Consider the following 18,575-nt stretch of genomic DNA (forward strand, 5'->3'; position numbering starts at 1 on the left):
TCAGCCATCCGCCTCAAGGCTGAGATTGCGTAAATAAAAACGCCTATTACTAGGCGTCAATGACGAGATCTGAATGCGGCAGGCGAGATTCGAACTCGCGACCGATGGTTTAGAAGACCATTGCTCTATCCAACTGAGCTACTGCCGCATGATCAACTTAGTTATTATACGAATCCGCAAGGCGCATTGTCAATGAGTTTCCTTGCGACGACGCAGGCTTGAGGCTACACTGAAGATATCTTATCGTGAATCGAGGACTGCTTATGTTACTCAATCAATTCGGGCGGCTCGCCCCAGACGTCCCTACTCAACTCGCCGAGCTCAAGCGTTTAGGCTTCACCACCCAAGGCGACTTCGCTGTCGTCGCCGCTGCCAATTTCCGGCTGCTGTTTCCAGAAGCCTTAACGCAAGCCGCAGCGGCGCAAGTTGAACATACCATCGCCATTGACGCCAAGCAAGATCTCGCCGACTGGCTGGCAACAACGCCAACGCACATGAGCCGCCAAGCATTCTATGCTGTGGCCTTGCAACTGCTCGGGTTTGCCCCAGAGTTCAAGGACTTAGCCCACAGCGTGCAAACGATGCAAGACGCCTTGCTGCCAGTTGTTGCAGCCGATCTCACTTCAACACAAGCATTTCTTGAAGCGTTGTATCTCCTATTAAATACCCGCACCCCGAAGCTTTCCGTGTATTTGGATGATCTGTTCAACCGCGGCTTTATGAAAGACTATCAAATCGGCCGCAGCAAGCCTGCCTACTTATTCTTTAATGGCAAAAGCCAGCCGGTATTTGATCCGCGCCAGCTGATCCGCGAAGTGGTGTGGGTAGAATCCGACCTTGATTCCGATCACGACGGGCAGCGTGATTTGCTGGAAACCACCATTTTCCGCCCGCAAGCGACCCAACAAGGCGTGGTGATGCCGGCGTTATTTACCGCTAACCCATATTTTCACGGCACCAACGACGAACAAGTCGCTGCTGCCACCCATGTACCAGCCGCACACTTAGCCGTCAAAACCACCTCGCACACCAAAGCCGAAGTCACCTATCATCCTGCCGCTTTGCCTGACTTGCCGCAACCAGCAGTTGGGACACAAACCACTCAAGCAAGCGTTTATGGTGATGAACACGGCATTTATTCGCTGAATGATTATTTTCTGCCGCGCGGTTTTGTCACCGTGTATTCTGCTGGCGTCGGCACCCGCGGCTCAGACGGGTTGCGCTCAGTTGGCGGGCGCAGCGAAACTTTATCCGCCACAGCGGTGATCCAGTGGCTTGCCGGCACGCGCCGCGCCTTCACTGATCGCACACGTTCTGCCACCATCTCAGCTTGGTGGTGCAACCATCAAGTGGCCATGACTGGCAAGTCGTATCTTGGGACCTTAGCTTTGGCCGCCGCCACAAGCGGCGTTGAGGGCTTGAAAACGGTGATCGCAGAAGCGGCAATTTCCAGTTGGTATGATTACTATCGCGAGAATGGCTTAGTCGTGGCTCCTGGCGGCTTTCAAGGCGAAGACGCCGATGTGTTGGCGGTGGACACCTTCTCGCGCCTCAAGCAAGCCGGCGATATGTTGAAGCTGCAGCCGCAATGGGAAGCGTCATTGGCAGCAATCGCCAAGGCCCAAGATCGCACTACCGGCGATTACAATGCTTGGTGGGACGAGCGCAACTATCGCAACCACATGGCCAATATCAAGTGCGATGTGGTGTTGGTGCATGGCTTGAATGACACCAATGTTAAACCAGCCAACGCCATTCGCTTCTGGAACGGTCTGCGTGATTTACCGATCCAGCACAAAATGTTCCTGCATCAAGGGCAACACGTGTATTTAAACAATATCCGCTCGCTTGATTTTACCGATCAGATGAACTTGTGGCTCACCAACAAATTGCTGAATGTCGCCAATGATGCCGACACGGTGCTGCCGGATGTGACTATTCAAGACAATGTCACGCCAGAAACTTGGCACACCCAAGCGGATTTTGGCACCGCAAGTACGCCAACCACTTATCCGCTGCGTGATTTTGCCGGCCAGCGCGCCAGTTTTGCCGATAATGCCACGGCGATTTTCAACGCTGAACACGACACCAGTGCAAGTTTTGAACAGGCGATCATTCAACCCACCAGCGCATATGCGCAAAGCCGCTTGTGGCTGGTGGCACCAACTCCAGCGCCGCTGACCATTGAAGGTGTGGCGCATGTGCATCTGCGCTTGTGGATCGATGCGCCAACCGGCATCTTAAGCGTGCGCTTGATCGATTTAGGCGAAGCCAAGCGCTTTGGCGAAACCGCTGCAATCGTCAGCCGCGGTGACTACCAGCTCAGCTATGACTATAAACACGTTGACACCCTTGAATTCCAACCGGGTTCAACCACTGCTGCCAAGTTGATCAGCTATGGCCATTTGAACTTGCAAAATCCCCACAACGCCTACACCACCGAGCCGATCACGCCAGGGCAGCCTTTTGACGTTGAATTGGACTTGCAGCCGACGCATTACCGTTTGCCAAGCGGCCGCCAATTGGCCTTGATCATTCATGGCGCCGACATGGCCCAAACGATTCGGCCAGTTGATGTGGTCAATTACCATTTGGATCTGAGCGCATCGCAATTGATCTTGCCGCTGCGCTGACCATTCAAAAATACCGCCCACAACTCGTGGACGGTATTTTTGCATGGTCATTTAGGTGTATCCGTGGGCTTTGCCGACTTAGATTTATCCAACAAAGCGCGCCGAGCGGGGCTGACCCAGGTGCCTGAGCCATAACCTAAAATCGTCTTTAATGCTGGAATGAACGTCATGAAAATGGTGATTGGATTAACCATCCAATAAAACAGCATATACAGCGGCGCAAACAACAAATACTTCAACTTGGCCCCGTGATGATCCAAGATCAATGCCGCCAGCAGCTGCAGCGCCCCGGCTAACATTTCAAAGGTCACAAAGATAAACGACATGGCAATGGCATGCCACAAGCGTTCATAATTGGCGGTCATCAGAAAATACACACAAGTGGCGATAAACAACGCCGACGTCAAGATGAAGAAGAACGACCAAATGATCGACAAGGTCGAATCAATAAACATGGACAACTGATAGCGATGGCGGATCGGATGTTTCAAGAACTTGGGAATATTGGTCAACCACACTTCTGTCCCGCCTTGCGCCCAGCGTTTGCGTTGCTTATAAAGATCGCCAACAGTTTCTGGGACATTCATGTGAAACACGATGTTCGGGGCAAAGCGCGGCACCGCGCCGATCATTTGGTGATCCCAGGCAATGGAAATATCTTCGGTGGCGCGATTTTGCCGAAAGCCGCCGACAGAAACCAAGAAACGCTTGCGATACATGGTGTTGGCACCGGAGTAAGCATACATCGAGTCGTTGACTGCGGCTTGGCTGCGCTTGATCACGCCAACGATGCTGGAGAATTCCACGGTTTGGGATTTGCAAATCAGCTTGTTGCGGTTTTGCACGTCCATGTTGGCCGTGACGGCACTGGTGTTCATGTCGCGGTCGTGGATGAAGTAATTCATGTACTTCATCAACGCATCTGGTTCCGGCACAGTATCTGCATCATTACTTAAGATATATTCGCCTTTGGCAAAATACATCCCGATATTAAAGGCATGGGCTTTGCCTTTGTTCTTCTCAATAGTGATCACCCGCAAGCGCGGATATTCGCCTTGCAGACGGGTCAAGATCTCAGCGGTATCGTCAGTGGAGCCGTCATTCATCACCAAGACTTCGTAATTGTGATAATTCAGCTCGTCAAACAAATAGCGAATGGTGGATTCGATCATCACTTCTTCATTATGGGCTGGGATCATGATGGTAACCAGCGGCTGCTTGTTTGGCGGCAATTCTTGCCAGTCGTTGTCTTCAGTGTTCGGCCGCAGCCAACGATAACTCAACGAGCCGAAGAACCAAAAGAACGCACCGATCATCGGATACAAACACAACACCAGCACGAAGGCATTGATCACAGTTTGTAAAGTCGTCGCTTCAAATAAGTGATCGATCATTGGTGTGCCTCCTTTTGGCGCTTGCGCTGGGCTTCAAACAAGCGTTGAAATTCATCGGTGTCGAGATTTTGTTCCGGCTTAACATGGTAGGTGCGGCAATTCTCGCGAAATTCACTGGGCCCAAAACGTTCGTCCATGAACTGCTCCAGCTCGGTTTCTCGGACTTTCTGGTCGATTGGGTCGTAAGTCGGCCACTGTTCAACCAAGCGATCGCGCTTGCGCACCTGGATCAAGGTCATCCCCACCGAATAAATCAGCGCCACCGCCGCCAGAAACATCAGCAACACCGCAATAAAGCGGATCTCAAACAGTCCTTCAGCGTAGTGCCACAACGGATGGATGCGGCCTTTGTGAATGTTGTAATAACTTAAGGCGGTGATCACTATCGGCACGAAGACGCATACCCAAGCCACCAATGCCACCAAGGTTTGGCGGATCTTCAGCCACCAATGCCCGCGTTCAAAATACGCGTCGGTATACAGCTGCTGCTTATTTCTTTTCTGTTGTGCCATCTGCGGCCACCTCCTTGTGTTTGGTGGGATCACTCGGCCGGCCAAAATGATACCCTTGCCGCAAACCGATGTTCAGCTGCTGGGCCAAGGCTTCATCAGCATCATTCTCAATCCCCGTCAACACCAGCTGCATGTGTTGTTCATCGGCGAAACGATGCCAAGATTGCAAATTCAGATCCAGCCATTCGTTAGGGTCGGTTTTGCGAAAGGCGCGCATGGAACACTTCAACGTATCGATCACCCCAACCATCCAGCTGATGCTTTCCATGTTGGCCGAATCTGCGCCGAGATTATCCGCTTCAAAGCGCATCCCGTATTGCTTGGCTTGGCGAATATGCCGCAAGAACGTGGCGTGATGCGGATAATGGGCATTAGGCGTCAAGCTTAACTCCACGGCTAATTGCATCGGTGCGATTTTGCTGATGGCCCAACGCACAAAGAAGTCAAATTCCGGGCTGATGATTTGATCATATGCCAAGTTGATCGACAGCTGAATCGGCTCAGTGGGCAAGGATTGAAACGTCGACTCCAACAAGCTGATCACCCGCTGCAGCGGCAAGGTGTCCAATTGTTGCGGCAAGCGCGAGGTGCCATCAGGCTGGTGCTGGCGCAATAAGCATTCATAGCCGGTGATTTGGCCTTTGGCATCCACCGTCGGCTGAATGAAATAACGCAATTCAAACTCTTTCTTGCCTAAATAGTTATTCGAGCGGCGCCTTGAATGGTAATAATAGATGACGATCACGATCACGGTGATGAGCAACAAAGCAATGGCGGTCCAAAACAGCCAGAATTCTAAAGTCCTCAGCATGTTTACACCCCCTTATAAACACGCCAAGCGGCAATTTGATCCCAGATGAAGAAAATCACCGCAACGATCACCAGCCAAAATGGCAGCGACCACTTCAACCTCAACCAGCCGCTTTGCCGCACCACCGCCACCTGCAATGTTGCTAATCCTTGGGCAGGCATCACCCGCGTGGCAGCTTCGCCCTTAGCCAAGCGGTAGCCGAAAGGCGCTTTAAGCTTGATTCTGTCACCAGTTTTGACTTGTTCAAAAACGCGCAGCACCCGGCTTTTGCCGTGATAATAGCTGATCGTCAAGCCGCGCAATTGCGCCGCCACTGGCATTGTCACCACTTGCTTGGCCGCGCTGGTGAAACGATAAGTCTTAGGCGCATTAGGTTTGGTTTGATAACCAGCAACGCTGGCGTGGGACAAGTCAATTACTTGCCCCACCACGCCGCTGATCGGCTCAGTCCCCACCACTTGACCAGAAGCCAGCGTGTAAGCCAGTTGCGCTTTGGCTGGCGCCGCTTGTTTGGTCACATGAATGGTCAGACTTTGATTGGCAGCGGCAGTGAAGGTGTAATGTTTGGGATTGCCAGGGTTGGTTTTGTACCCGGCGCGAGAAGCATGCGAAATATCAAACGTTGACCCCACCACGCCTGAAATCGGCTCGGTACCCACTTGCCTGCCGTGTTCGTCGACATACACCAACAACGCCGTGCGCATGGCAGTTGCCGCATGCACCGGCTGGGCAGCAAATACCGCCTCAAGTTTGGCATGCACCGCCACTAAGCCGAGATAGACTTGCCAAGCCAAGGTGTGCGTAGGTTTAGCCACTTGCGGCACCGGGATCGTGTTGTCAACAGAGACGACTTTCAACCCATAATAGCGCGCCATCCACACATTAAACCAAGCCTTGCTGGGATGATTGTTGTTGACATAAGTCGATGACCAATAAGGGTTGCGGTCGGTATACACCGGCTGCATGCCAGGCACTTGCGCATGGGTGAGCCCTTTTTTGGCGGCTTGGCGGCAGATGGCATCGCCAGTCTTGAAGATGCGATAGGATTGATAATTCGACTGCACCGCCGCATCGAAACTTGGGATCGCCATGAACCCTAACGCCACTGCCACCAGTCCTGGCAGCAGCTTCGCCAGCCAGGTGCCGCGGCGCAACAAAGCGTGATCGCGCAGTGCCAACAACAGCGCGATGATCAAATATAAATTCGGCCCGAAGAACACGCGGCTGAGGATCTGCGGCGAAACCACCAAGGCCGCAATCCCTAACACCGCGCCGATGGCATACAAAAGCGCCGCCAGCAAAACCCGATTCTTGCGCCAAAGCAGCTGGTGGCCATAAGTATGATGTTGCCAATATAAATAGAAGATCAAACCAAACGCCAAAGCGATCCACAAGCCTGAATACTGCATGGTTTGATGCAACAGGTTGCCGAGTTGAAATTGTTTGCCGCGCACAGCGATTTGCTGGCTGCCGGAGCGCACCATCACATAAAAGCCCAAGGCACCAAAAAGGCCGCCGACCCATTTGTAGGCCAGTTGCGAATCTTGCCAATCAAAAATCGTCAACGCCAAGGCAATAAACAAGGTCAAAGGCGCAGTATTTTCATTCGTGGCCCCAGCCAAGAAACCCAGCACCCCCATGCCGATGGTCATCAACTTGGGGTGTTTGGCCTTGAAGTTGAAGCGATACGGCAACAGGAACGTCAAATAAACCATGGCCATCCACAAGTAATTGAAACCACCAGACAGCCATAGGATCGTTGTGCCATAATCAGGCAACGCAAACCACATCAAAATAAAAGTCAGCGCCAGAAAACTCACGCGAATGCGCTTTGTGCCGAAAACATGCACGTTGATCAGCCAGCCGACCACCACAAAAACCACGGCATTGGCGATATTGTACACGCTTTTAGGAAATTGCATCGCCGTCATCACCCCGGCATGCGCCACAAAGCGGCCGTTAAACAAGCGGGTGTGATTCTGCAAAGATTGAAATAAGTCCCACGGGTTATGGATCCCCCGCAAATGAGCGCCAGGCATTTCGCCTTGAAAGAAAAAATGATACAAATAATCGTCACCGGAATAACCGGCGAAATGGTTTAATAACCACATTAAGGCCCCAACACCCACACTAACCACCAGCCACCCGATCAGCGTCAATCCCAGCCCCAACCAAGATTTCGCGCCGCTGTCGGCAGCGAGTCGTTTATTATCGTTGTCCATCAACGTCTCCCCAATACTTACACAGTTGCTTTGGCCACTCCCGTTGCCGCCGCGATTTAGTTAGTACACTTATATATTTATAACATATTTTGATTGTAATAAATTGCGTTTTTTGGGTCTTTTTGCCGATTGTCACTTGCAGTCGTCATGAATAGCATATACCAATTTATCCCCAGCAGCTGTATGGAATGATAAATAATGCTGATGCCAAACATGCCATGCGAGCTCCCCTGTCCTGTCCAATTTCTCGACTACGGCGGTAACCGCCAAAAAATCGCGATGACCTATGCCCGCATAAGTCATCGCGATTGGATCATGCGCCAAAAGCTTGCGGCGGAGCTTGGCGCTGGTGAAAGTAATAACTGATCGCATCTAAGATCCGCTGCGCCGCATGGCCATCCCCATAAGGATTGACAGCATTGGCCATTTGCGCATAAGCGGCAGGATCATCGAGTAAGTCGTTCATCGCCGCTTGCACTGTTTTAGGATCAGTCCCCACCAGCCGCAAAGTGCCGGCGGCGACGCCTTCTGGGCGCTCAGTGGTGTCGCGCAACACCAACACCGGCTTGCCTAAGCTTGGTGCTTCTTCTTGCACACCGCCGGAATCAGTCATGATGAAGTAACTGCGAGCCGCCAAATTATGGAAGTCGACCACATCCAGCGGATCGATCAAGTGAATGCGCGGGTCATCGCCTAGACATTCACTGGCGGCTTGTTGCACCACGGGATTGAGATGCACTGGATAAATGATCTCCACATCCGCATGCGCATCCACCACCTGCCGCATGGCTTCAAACACTCGCCGCATTGGCGCGCCTTGATTCTCGCGGCGATGCATGGTGACCAAGATCACCCGCGCGCCTTTAGCCACATCATCCAACACCGCATGATGATAATCATCAGCCACAGTTTGCTTCAACGCATCAATGGCAGTGTTGCCGGTGACAAAAATCGCCGAAGCCGGGTGATGTTCTTGCAGCAGGTTCTGACGGCTTTGGCTGGTTGGGGCAAAGTACAGATCCGCCAGCACATCCGTTAACTGCCGGTTCATTTCTTCAGGATACGGGCTGTATTTCTGCCAAGTGCGCAAGCCGGCTTCGACATGGCCAAGGCACACTTGATGATAGAATGCCGATAAACTCGCCGCCAAAGTCGTGGTGGTATCACCATGAGTCAAGATAATGTCTGGTTGTTCTTGGTCGATCACTTGCCCTAAACCGGCTAAAACATTGGCGGTGATGGTTTCGAGACTTTGCTTGGGCTGCATGATGTTTAAATCATAATCAGCATGCAAATGAAATACCGCCATCACCTGATCTAACATCTGACGATGCTGCGCGGTGACCACCGTCGTTGCGGTAAATTCTTGTTGGCGCGCTTGTAAGGCTTTGATCAGCGGGGCCATTTTGATGGCTTCCGGCCGAGTGCCAAACACCGTCATGACTTTGATTTTACGCATGCTGCTGGCCTCCATCTGGCAAACTTTCTTCAATGGTAAAGCGCGGGCGATGCTTGACTTCCACCATCATCTTGCCGACATATTCGCCGATCAAGCCCAGCGCAAACAACTGCACGCCGCCGAGAAACCAAATTGAAATAATCAACGATGCCCAGCCGCTGACCGTTTGGCCCACGGCACGTTGGCATAATGTGTAAATAAACATCAACACCGCCAAGCCGCTGACCAATACCCCCAGCAGCAATACCGCACGCACCGGCGCTACCGTCAGCGACGTGATGCCATTCCAAGCAAAAGCCAACATCTTGCGCAACGGGTACTTGGATTTGCCGGCTTGGCGCGGCGTGCGCTTGTAGAAGACTTTGGCACTAGGAAAGCCAAGCTTTGGGATCAAGCCGCGAATGAAGATATTGCGTTCATGATATTCTAAGAACGTGGCGGCTGCGCGCTTGGACATCAGGCGAAAGTCGGCGTGATCCGGCACTAATTCCACGCCTAAATGCCGCAGTAATTTGTAATACGCTTCGGCTGAATTGCGCTTAAACCAGCTGTCAGTCTTGCGATTGGCGCGCACGCCATACACGATATCCACACCGTTATGGTAGTCTTGGATCATTTCGACCATGGCGTCTGGGTCATCTTGCAGATCTGCATCGATGGTGATGGTGATATCGGCGGTTTTGATGGCTTCTTGCAACCCGGCGATCAACGCATTCTGATGGCCGAAGTTGCGACTAAAGCGCAACCCGGCCAAATGCGGCTGATGCGCGGCATAGGTTTTGACTTCTTGCCAGGTGTGATCTTTAGAACCGTCATCAACAACCAGAATATCGGAATCAGCTGCGATTTGATCGGCTTGAACGAGCTTTGCTTCAATCTTAAACAGCCGATCCAAGGTACTGTTGAGCAAAGCTTCTTCATTTAAGGCGGGAATCACGATAGTTAATTTACTTTCTTGCATATTTCGGCCCCCAAACCGCAACGCTTATACATCATATTCAAGTTCTTTGATGCCGCTGGCCATGAACGCATTGGCGTCTTCTGGCGCGTCGGCTTGCCAAGTGTGCACCCCGATTTTCAAAGTCAGATCCACACTGGCCAAAGCGGCAGTGGCTTGCAGCGATTCTTCAAAGCGGCGCTTGATGCGATCTGCGGCAATATTTGCCCCGGCTGCATCGGCATACACCAAGACGCCCCAAGTAGGATCTTCATCGTTTAACCAATAAGTAATGTCATTATCGCGTGTAGCAGCTTGCACCGTTTGCGACACCAAGCTGACCAATTCTTGGATTCGCTGTTCGCCAAGCATGGTGCGCAGATCGTGAAAATAGCGAATACGGATCATCACCACACTGACTGGAATCTTAAAGCGCCGGCTGGTTTCAATAAACACCCCGGCATCTTCCAGAAACGCCACCGTGGTGCGCAAATTGGTGCTTTGATCAAACGCGCCATGCTCGACCATCTGCTCACTTAAGCGCGCATTCTCAGCTTGCATCTCGCGCAGCTGCATGGTCATCGCATAAAACGCCAAATTCAGCGCACTAGGCGCGATCAGCCACATGGCCATCACCAACGCGACTTGGCCGCCGGTGAGCTTCAAATAAATCATCACCAGCGCCTGGGCAAAGATGAACACCATGTTGACGCCGATGCCGACGGTTAACCCAAAGAAATACGTCATCAACAACAAAAACACCGTGATCCCTAAATAAGCCGTGTTGAGCAGCGTATAATGCGCCCCTGTCAACATCATCCCCACTGCGATCACGGCAGCCAGAAACACGCAGCTCATTAAGTATAAGTCGGCTTTCATGGAAGCATTACTGGTGCGTTTATGCATGCCGATCGCCTCCTTCATGCTTGGCGTGCTTGCGCAAGATCAAGAATCCTGAAAGCAGCACCAAAGCAAACATGAACACTGCCAATCCCAAATAAATCAACAAGGTGGCATTCTTGGTGATCACTTTCTTAACGGAGCGCTTGGCGTGCACCGCAGCGACTTTCTTGAAGCGATAGCTGTAGTGGTTGTTGTCTTGATCAACCACCACCGCGTCACCGTGATATTGGCTGATCGCCGCTTGGGTGCTGATTTGCGTTGAAGCCAACAGCGTGGCTTGCGGTGTCGCCCCGGTCACTACCAATAACGCTTTGTGGGCGTTATAAGGCGAGCGCAGCAATTGCGCCACACCGATGGTTTTGCCGTATTGTTTCTCGATGCTTAATTTCTCATTGCTGATAAAACCGCTGCGGTTTTTGGCGTATTTGAAGTACAGTTGATCATTGAGCTGATCAATGAAAGCATTCTGTTTGGGGCTGCCTAAGGCGATCACACTGCTTGAAGCAAGCACGGCCTTGCTGGGGGTGGTGCGGTAGAACTTGATCGAACCAGTGTTTTGCTGGACATAATTGCCTAACATGTTAAAGACGTTGGTTAACGTCGCCATGTCTTGGGTGGTCAAGGTTTTAGGCGCGATCACCGCCACTTGATCGAAGGTTTGATCTTTGATGAAGGTGCTGGGAAAATTGCTAAACAACAACTCTTGGCGCGGCTTGGAGCGAATATACGCTGCAGAATCGGTACCGACGGTTGCCCAAGGGGTGGCGTCGCTGTCGTTTCCGCTTTGATGATACATTTCCAAGTCAAAATCCACACTGATGGTAAAAGTGTTGCCTACCGCAAATTGCTTAGGCACCGTCACCGTTAAGGTATCGCCATCAGCTTTAGCGGCAGTCAGGCGCTTGCTGCCGAGGATCTGATCATTGAGCTTAACGGTCACCAATGCGCGCTTGAAGTCCAAGTTCTTGGCATAGCGATAATGCAAGGTGATCTTGGACCCATCGGCATTGGTGCGATCTGTTGGCAGCGCAATGAAGTACGAGGCACTTTGATGGCCTGGCCCTTTGAGATTGGTTTCAGTTGTCGTCAACTGCCGCTTGCCTTGATATTGCAAGACGGAAGTGGCGGTTTGCGTGGTGGAAACCACCGATTCTGTGGCGCTGGCGGTTTCTTTCATCAGTTCTTCATTGGCCACGAACTTCGCGGCTTTATTGACCATGGCAGGAGTTTTGCCAGTGACGACCAAATAATGCTTGGCGCCTTTGATAACGGTGGCTAACACGCCATGCGTTTGCCAGCCGCTGGCCGCCACCGCTTGGGCCAAAGCTTTAGGCAAGCGCGCATATGGTGCCACCACCAACGGATAATCAACTTGCTTGGCGATGGTGCTGTTAGCCTTGACCACCGGCAATTTGGTGTCAGTGGTGGTGATGATCCGCGCCACGCCGCTTAATGCCCGCATCGCCGCAGTTAACTCATCGGCAGTCGGCGCGTTTGGCACGACAATGGCCGAGCGGTGATTGGCAATGGTATCCATCCCGGTAAAATGCGCATACCAGGAATTGATCGCGCGATTGGCTTCTTGCATGCCGAATTGAAAATTGACATTGGCCCCTGCCGCAAGCGTCAACCAGTTGGCCGGGGTTTGTTGGACATTGGCCGCAAGCGGCGTTTGGTTGAGGATCTGCCCGGAGATTTGCAAGGTGTTGGAACCGGACAAAAGCTTCAAAGGCAAGGTGACGGTTTTGGTTTGCAAGCCGGTTTCTTTGCTGGGCCGAAACGACAGGAATTTCACCCCATTGAGACTCAAGGTGAGATCAGATGTTTGCCGAGAAGCCAGCTGAGAGATCTGAAAGTTGAAGCTGAACGTGGCTTTCTTCACTTGCCAGTAATCCATTTTGCTGAAGTACAAACTGGTTTGCACGGCTTTGCCAGACAAAGTCGTGGTTGGATTCTGAAAGATCTGCGTATACGAGTGCGGGCTGGCTGCTTGCACATGCTGCTTTGGGCCAAAAGCCGCAGCGCAACATACCAGCACCGCCAGCAAGGCAATTTCACTGATAACGTTTCGTCTTATACCATTTAGCTTGTTGATGAAAGACTTGTTCACGGATATATCCCACCATTCCATGTGCGGCTACTGCCAGCCACATTTGACTATAAACAACATACATGCCGACGATCACGAACACATTGCTCAAGCGCATCTCACTTTTCTCAGTGGTAATGGTCAAAGACGTGCTGATGCAAAAGCTTAAAATCGCCGTTAACCACAAGCCGTTAGAAAAGCCATTCAAACTTGAATGCACCACCCCAGCCACCGACAACACAAACACGGTATCGGACAAGATCAAACTGGTCATCAACAAGAAATAAATGGCCAAGAAATACACCAGATCAAAGCGGATATGTTTGCCGGCTTTGGTGAAAAGTTTGCGGGCATTCTTGATAATGACGTAAATATTGCCTTTGACCCAGCGCGTGCGCTGATGAAACCACACATCAAGGGTTTGCGGCTCTTGTTCCCAAGTCACCGCCAGCGGCTGAAAGCCGATGCGATAACCCATTTGATAAACCCGAAACGAGATCTCGGTGTCTTCAGCCAAAGCCTTAACGTCCCAGCCGCCAACGCGATCCAGCAATTCCCGGCGGATCACGTAATTGGTGCCTGGAATCGTCCCTAAATGAAACAGCTGCTGGCGGCCGGCTTGGGCCATCCATTGAAACGATAAGGTTTCGACATTGATAAAGCGCGTGAGAAGCGTGGCGTCTTTGTTGCGGGTGCGGAACTTGCCGATCACCGCGCCATACTCAGGATCGCTCATTAATTCCGCCACCAAATAGCGCAATGCGCCATGCTCTGGGGTGTTGTCGGCATCATAAATCGAAATCACACTGCCTTTAGCATGGGTTAAGCCGATGTTTAAGGCATTGGACTTGCCTTTGCCGCCGGTGACTTTGTCGGTATTGATTACTTGCAAATTGCGCGTCGGATTGACTTGCCGCAAGGTCTTTAACAAAGCCGCCGAATTGTCGCTGGAGTTGTCGTTGATCACAATGATCTCATAGCGATCAGGCGGATAATCAAAGGCCAACAACGCCATGACGGTTTTGACGATCACAATGCCTTCATTGTGCGCTGGTACCATGATCGACACAAACGGCGGGTCTTTTGGCAACACCGGCGCCGGCTTGCGCACCCAGCGCAAATAATAGATGTAGCCGGCCACAGTCAAGATAATGTTGACGATCAAAATCGCCCAAATCGAGAAAATCGCAATGAATAAGAAGAAATCCAGCACTGACAAAGACTCACCTACTTTCGCTTATACATGTTCAAATACACCCGCCGCCCGATCAGCAGCAACAAGCCCATGATCGACAAGCTGATGGCGAAAAAGCCCCACAACAGCTTGCCTTGCACGCTAAAGAAGCGATTGATCAACGACTCGCCAGGCTTAGTGCTTAAGTGCTTGCGATCAACCGGGCGATAATCAGTGTCTGTAACGCGGCCGTTGAGATAATACTGCCCGCCTTGATGCGCCGTGGTGACCATGCCGATGTCGATGCGGCCGCTGAGGGCAGTCGTGGGCTGCCAAGCAAAGTTAAAATCAGCGATCCGCTGCTGCAAGCCTAGCCGCTGTTTGGTTGAATTCGGCATTTCAAACGTCACCGCCGAGGGCAGCGCAAAAGTCCAAGGATAAGCGGCTAAAGGCGTGCCGTATTTCTGCGTTTGCAAACTGTCGCCAGCCACGATCGTATACGCTTGGTCAAACACCCCTGGGCGGTCATCTTGTTTGGCATAGGTGATTTGACTCGGATCAGCTAATTGGATTACCGTGGTGGCTTGATGCAGCGCGTATCGGCGAAATACCGCGTCGCGATTCCAATAAGTTGGAAAGGCCCACCCCACAGCGAACACTTTCTGTTGTGCCAAGCCTGTCACCATGCTGGTCAAGGTGTTGCGCAACAACACCCCGCCGCTGGCGCCTGGATCGCCGACTGCCGGCATGCGCATAAAGATCAGGCCGTCGTCGGCTTCCACTTGGCGCAAGGCTTTGGCATAGCGGCGAAACGCCAACAAGTCAAAGTTCTTGGCTACCGTGGTCGCACTAATGGCAAAAGGAATCCCTTGCGCATATAAATGATCGGCTAACGCCTGCAGTTGCGTGAGGTTGCTATACGGCGTGACATTTTGGATCAACAACAGCGGCTGATAATCGCCAGGATACTGCGCAAACAACGCCGCCACGACCCTGGTAGCGATCAGCTGACTGATCCCGGCCCCATTGTAATAAGGAATAAAGCCTTGCCGCTTGGCCACCACTGCGCCAGGATACGTGGTATCTTCGCCTTGAATGGTCAAGCTGCCATAAGCTTTGGCCCCAGCTGGCAAGTGCGTCAACACATCCAGATCCGTTTGATAAGGCAACAATTGGGTGGCCTGATCCAGCTTGACTAACATCTGGCGGCGATACAGCGTGGTTTTGGCCACCTGAAACGCCTTGACTTCTGCCGGGTCCAAATTGCTGCCAATATGTAACTTAGTCCCGGTAAAGTGCGCGCGATCGTTGATAAAAGCGCGATTGGCGATTGGCACTGTTGGCCAATTGATCAGCGTCACCACGCCTTGGTAATGGCCTTTTGCCAACTCGCCTGGCTGATAATTGCTGATGGCTTGGACCTTGACCGCCACTTTGGCGCTGGTCAACAAGCGCTGTACCGCCGCAAGATTGGTGCCTTTGTTTTCGGTTGCATTAAGCGCATCATAGGCCAACAACACCTTGCTTGGCGCCGCTGCTTGCACTGGCACATTGGGCTGTTCAAACCACCAGCCGCATAAACAGAACAAAGCGACTAGCCAACCACGTAATTTATTCTTCATCGTCTGCCTCACGCCATGCATGCCACAATCTGCCGCTTAAGCCATCGGCGATCAAGATCACGATCAATAGCGACACCGTCACCGGTACGGCAAACAAGTGCTTGGCCAGATCCGAGATCCCAGAACCGATCACCGATACTGCCGGCACAAAAATCAAAATCGTAAGCAGCCCCAAAATCAAGGTGAAGCGCATCGGCCCTTCCAGCGCGCCGGTTTGCAAATCAGCATACAAGCCCACACCAAACACCATGATCAACACCAAAGCCAACATCACATTAAAGGCAAATTTGCGCGGGTAGAAGGTTTCTGCAAGCAGCGACCAGCCGGTAAAATAATGACTTTGCTGCAAAGGCTTGGCGCCAGCGTCTTTGGTGAAATCCCCGACGGCGCGCAACTGCACCACCATCATGTTCTTGCCGGCAACATCCATTAATTTCACCAGTTGTGCAGGATGTTTGATAAAGTATTTAAACACCCACACGGTACTCAGATGCGTGGTCAAGTGGTGCTGGATATACGCATCACTTGGCAACACCGGCGCATAGCTTGGCGGATTGTAAGGTTCGTTACGCATCAAAGCATATTGGCCATTTAAGCCGGCTTGGGCAATGGCTTTGGTTGGGTCATCATTCTCCACTAAGACGCCATAGGAGAAAGCTTGAAACACGTTGACGTCATCAAACAGCTTCGAAATCAAGGCAAACGTCACCGCCCCGGTGAGCAAAATCGCCGCCATGCCGCCAACTAGCGCCGGCCAGTGCTGCTTAAAGCGCGGCAGAAACAGCGTACCTAAGCTCACCACCACAAAACTCAAGGCGATCGGGGCATTCTGTTGTTTGCTGCTGATAAACACCACCACGCTGACAAAATACGTCACCAACAGCGGCCAGCGATGGCGATAGGGCTTGCGCGCCAGCAACAACCAAGCTGCCACTGCATACAACAGTCCCAAATAGCTTACCGGCTCGGCGAAGAACGAATTGAAATACAGTGTATATGCACTATCGGCAAACACAAACACCACCATCAGCGCGATCAAATAGCTTCTCACCCGCCGCTTCGGCGTGGTCAGCGCTTGGGTCATGAGATAAATCGCGCCTAAGAACAAGACGAAATATAGCCCGCTTAAGAAGCGGATATCAAACACCGTGCGGCTGTAAAACAAGCGATTCAGCCACAGCGCCGCTTGGATGAACAGCGTTTGGGAACTGTACACTTCCATCTTGTTCTCGTTGAAATATTGCATGATGTGGTAATGCGGCGTGACGTAATTGAAGTAATCACTGCGATCATGCGCGGCAAAAGGATAAATACCGTTGGGATAAATCGCCCGCCAGAAGTCCCCGTTGTCGGCATAGCCATGGATCGGATTCAAGAACAGATATGGCGCCACAATCAAGATCGTTAACAACACCGCCACTGCCGCAGGCGATACATGCGCAGTGAACTTCTGCCAGGCGCGGATACTAATTTGCTTGATTTGTTGCATGAGCTTCTTGCTTCACCTCCCCTGCTAACAGCACATTCAAGTTGTTGTAAGAATAACTGATGCCGGTTTTCTGATCGCCAAAACCTCCAGCCAGTGGCCCGGTTTTAAGCTGTTGGCGCCAGATCAGTGCCATGGTTTGGTCATAATGTTTGCCATCATGCAGCACCGCAAAGATCTGCGCGATCAACGCCCAGTTGCCCACCGATTGATTACTGTCAGTGATAATACCAGTAGTGGTAAAGGCGTTGGCCAAATACCCGCGTGAAACCGCCGATACCAGCCAAGCGCGGCTTTGCGGCTTCAAATGGCCAACCCGCGCCAGCTGCAACAAGACTTCCAGCGCTTCTGAGGTGTTTAAGTCTTTGTTGGAATAAGTTTGCCCATTCCAATCATAACTGGCAGCATACACTGGCAAAGCGTCGCCTAAATAGCCGCCTTGTACCACGCGATAAGCTTGTTGATAAGCCTTGTGGCCGCCTAAGTAACGCAGCACCTGCAAATCAAAAAACGCCAAGCTGCCTTGTGTGGCGGCAGTGCGCGAATGCGTATCATACAAATCGCGCAGCTGCAGTTGCGGCAAACACACCTTTGCCCAAGCCTTATACACAACTTGTAATTCAGCTTGATAGTGCTTAGAGTGCGTGGCTTGATCATATGCGATCAACGCCCGCATCAGCCGCAGATCATCAACTGACGCATTCACCGCCGAGCGCTTGTGGTTAGCAGGATCATAGCGATAGCTGAAGGTCTTGCCGTTATATAACGTGGCTTTGGTGCGGCGATAAAACTGGCGAAACTGCGCGTATTGGCCAGTGTTGACCAAATGCAGCAGCCACAAGCCGGAAGACTCTGCCAGATATTCAGTGCCGCTGCCGGCTTTAGCAGATTTGGCGGATTTGCCTAAGCTGGTTTTAATGCCATCAGATTCAACGAAATTTAATTTGAGGAAATCAGTTAACTTAGTCAAGTGACTGGTGGACACCGCCGGTTTCTGTGCAAAGCCAGTGGGCTGTGGCAGCGGCTGATCAGCCGTGGTGGCACGGGCACAGCCACAAAGCAAGCCAACCAAGATCAACACTACCGCGATTCGTCGCAAATCAGTCCCTCCCGTAAATTTATTCCTACAACTTAACATCTTCATTGTAACATGACCTAACAAGAATGATTCTCAAATATTTAAAATCTTGTGTATGCCGCCTTGTCATCGCATCAACCGCTAAGTGTGCTTTGATTCGCTTTGGTCTTCGTCGTCTAGCTGTGCAAAGCAACGGGCTTGCGTGTAAGTCGCCCCGGTACGCAGGCAAAAAACGCCTGGGCACCAGGTCGCCTT

General features: G+C 51.8%; 13 protein-coding genes and 1 tRNA gene. 1 reads left to right on the forward strand and 13 read right to left on the reverse strand.

Going from position 1 to position 18,575, the window contains the following annotated elements; genetic code table 11:
• Positions 1-74: 74 nt before the first annotated feature.
• A tRNA-Arg gene (locus ACGG90_RS01190) sits at positions 75-148 on the reverse strand.
• A gap of 115 nt (positions 149-263) precedes the next feature.
• Here ACGG90_RS01190 and ACGG90_RS01195 point away from each other — a divergent pair.
• On the forward strand, positions 264-2,633 hold the full coding sequence (locus tag ACGG90_RS01195; protein WP_390404780.1) for a Xaa-Pro dipeptidyl-peptidase: 2,370 nt from the start codon (positions 264-266) through the stop codon (positions 2,631-2,633).
• Between the two features lie 47 nt (positions 2,634-2,680).
• On the opposite strand, the gene ACGG90_RS01200 is transcribed toward ACGG90_RS01195, so the two are convergent.
• The 12 genes from ACGG90_RS01200 to ACGG90_RS01255 all read right to left on the reverse strand — a co-directional run bounded on the left by ACGG90_RS01200 (position 2,681) and on the right by ACGG90_RS01255 (position 18,341).
• Positions 2,681-4,027: a glycosyltransferase gene (locus tag ACGG90_RS01200; protein WP_390404782.1), complete on the reverse strand. Its 1,347-nt coding sequence runs from the start codon at positions 4,025-4,027 to the stop codon at positions 2,681-2,683.
• Positions 4,024-4,539 carry a hypothetical protein gene (locus tag ACGG90_RS01205; protein WP_390404783.1) on the reverse strand — a complete coding sequence of 172 codons (516 nt, stop codon included), beginning with the start codon at positions 4,537-4,539 and terminating at the stop codon, positions 4,024-4,026. The genes ACGG90_RS01200 and ACGG90_RS01205 overlap by 4 nt, the downstream gene beginning before the upstream one ends.
• On the reverse strand, positions 4,517-5,350 hold the full coding sequence (locus ACGG90_RS01210; protein ID WP_390404786.1) for an EAL domain-containing protein: 834 nt from the start codon (positions 5,348-5,350) through the stop codon (positions 4,517-4,519). The genes ACGG90_RS01205 and ACGG90_RS01210 overlap by 23 nt, the downstream gene beginning before the upstream one ends.
• Before the next feature lie 2 nt (positions 5,351-5,352).
• Positions 5,353-7,572, reverse strand: coding sequence for a DUF3329 domain-containing protein (locus ACGG90_RS01215; protein WP_390404788.1), 2,220 nt, complete (start codon positions 7,570-7,572; stop codon positions 5,353-5,355).
• A 313-nt stretch (positions 7,573-7,885) separates the two neighbouring features.
• Positions 7,886-9,031: a non-hydrolyzing UDP-N-acetylglucosamine 2-epimerase gene (gene wecB, locus ACGG90_RS01220; protein WP_390404791.1), complete on the reverse strand. Its 1,146-nt coding sequence runs from the start codon at positions 9,029-9,031 to the stop codon at positions 7,886-7,888.
• The gene (locus ACGG90_RS01225) at positions 9,024-9,992 is read right to left on the reverse strand and encodes a glycosyltransferase family 2 protein (RefSeq protein WP_390404794.1); all 969 of its coding nucleotides are present in this window, start codon (positions 9,990-9,992) and stop codon (positions 9,024-9,026) included. The genes wecB and ACGG90_RS01225 overlap by 8 nt, the downstream gene beginning before the upstream one ends.
• Before the next feature lie 24 nt (positions 9,993-10,016).
• Positions 10,017-10,874, reverse strand: coding sequence for a diguanylate cyclase domain-containing protein (locus ACGG90_RS01230; RefSeq protein WP_390404797.1), 858 nt, complete (start codon positions 10,872-10,874; stop codon positions 10,017-10,019).
• On the reverse strand, positions 10,867-12,981 hold the full coding sequence (locus ACGG90_RS01235) for a cellulose biosynthesis cyclic di-GMP-binding regulatory protein BcsB (RefSeq protein WP_390404800.1): 2,115 nt from the start codon (positions 12,979-12,981) through the stop codon (positions 10,867-10,869). The genes ACGG90_RS01230 and ACGG90_RS01235 overlap by 8 nt, the downstream gene beginning before the upstream one ends.
• Positions 12,926-14,179 (reverse strand): glycosyltransferase, encoded by a 1,254-nt coding sequence (locus ACGG90_RS01240; RefSeq protein ID WP_390404803.1) that lies wholly within the window; start codon positions 14,177-14,179, stop codon positions 12,926-12,928. Before ACGG90_RS01240 ends, ACGG90_RS01235 begins: the two co-directional genes overlap by 56 nt.
• An 8-nt stretch (positions 14,180-14,187) precedes the next feature.
• Positions 14,188-15,756, reverse strand: coding sequence for a hypothetical protein (locus tag ACGG90_RS01245; protein WP_390404806.1), 1,569 nt, complete (start codon positions 15,754-15,756; stop codon positions 14,188-14,190).
• The gene (gene wsfD / locus ACGG90_RS01250) at positions 15,746-17,245 is read right to left on the reverse strand and encodes a glycan biosynthesis hexose transferase WsfD (protein ID WP_390404808.1); all 1,500 of its coding nucleotides are present in this window, start codon (positions 17,243-17,245) and stop codon (positions 15,746-15,748) included. Before wsfD ends, ACGG90_RS01245 begins: the two co-directional genes overlap by 11 nt.
• Positions 17,223-18,341, reverse strand: a complete 1,119-nt coding sequence (locus ACGG90_RS01255) for a glycosyl hydrolase family 8 (protein WP_390404810.1) — start codon at positions 18,339-18,341, stop codon at positions 17,223-17,225. Before ACGG90_RS01255 ends, wsfD begins: the two co-directional genes overlap by 23 nt.
• Positions 18,342-18,575: the final 234 nt, after the last annotated feature.

It is taken from the genome of Lacticaseibacillus jixiensis (genome assembly GCF_042847315.1).
GTDB lineage: Bacteria > Bacillota > Bacilli > Lactobacillales > Lactobacillaceae > Lacticaseibacillus > Lacticaseibacillus jixiensis.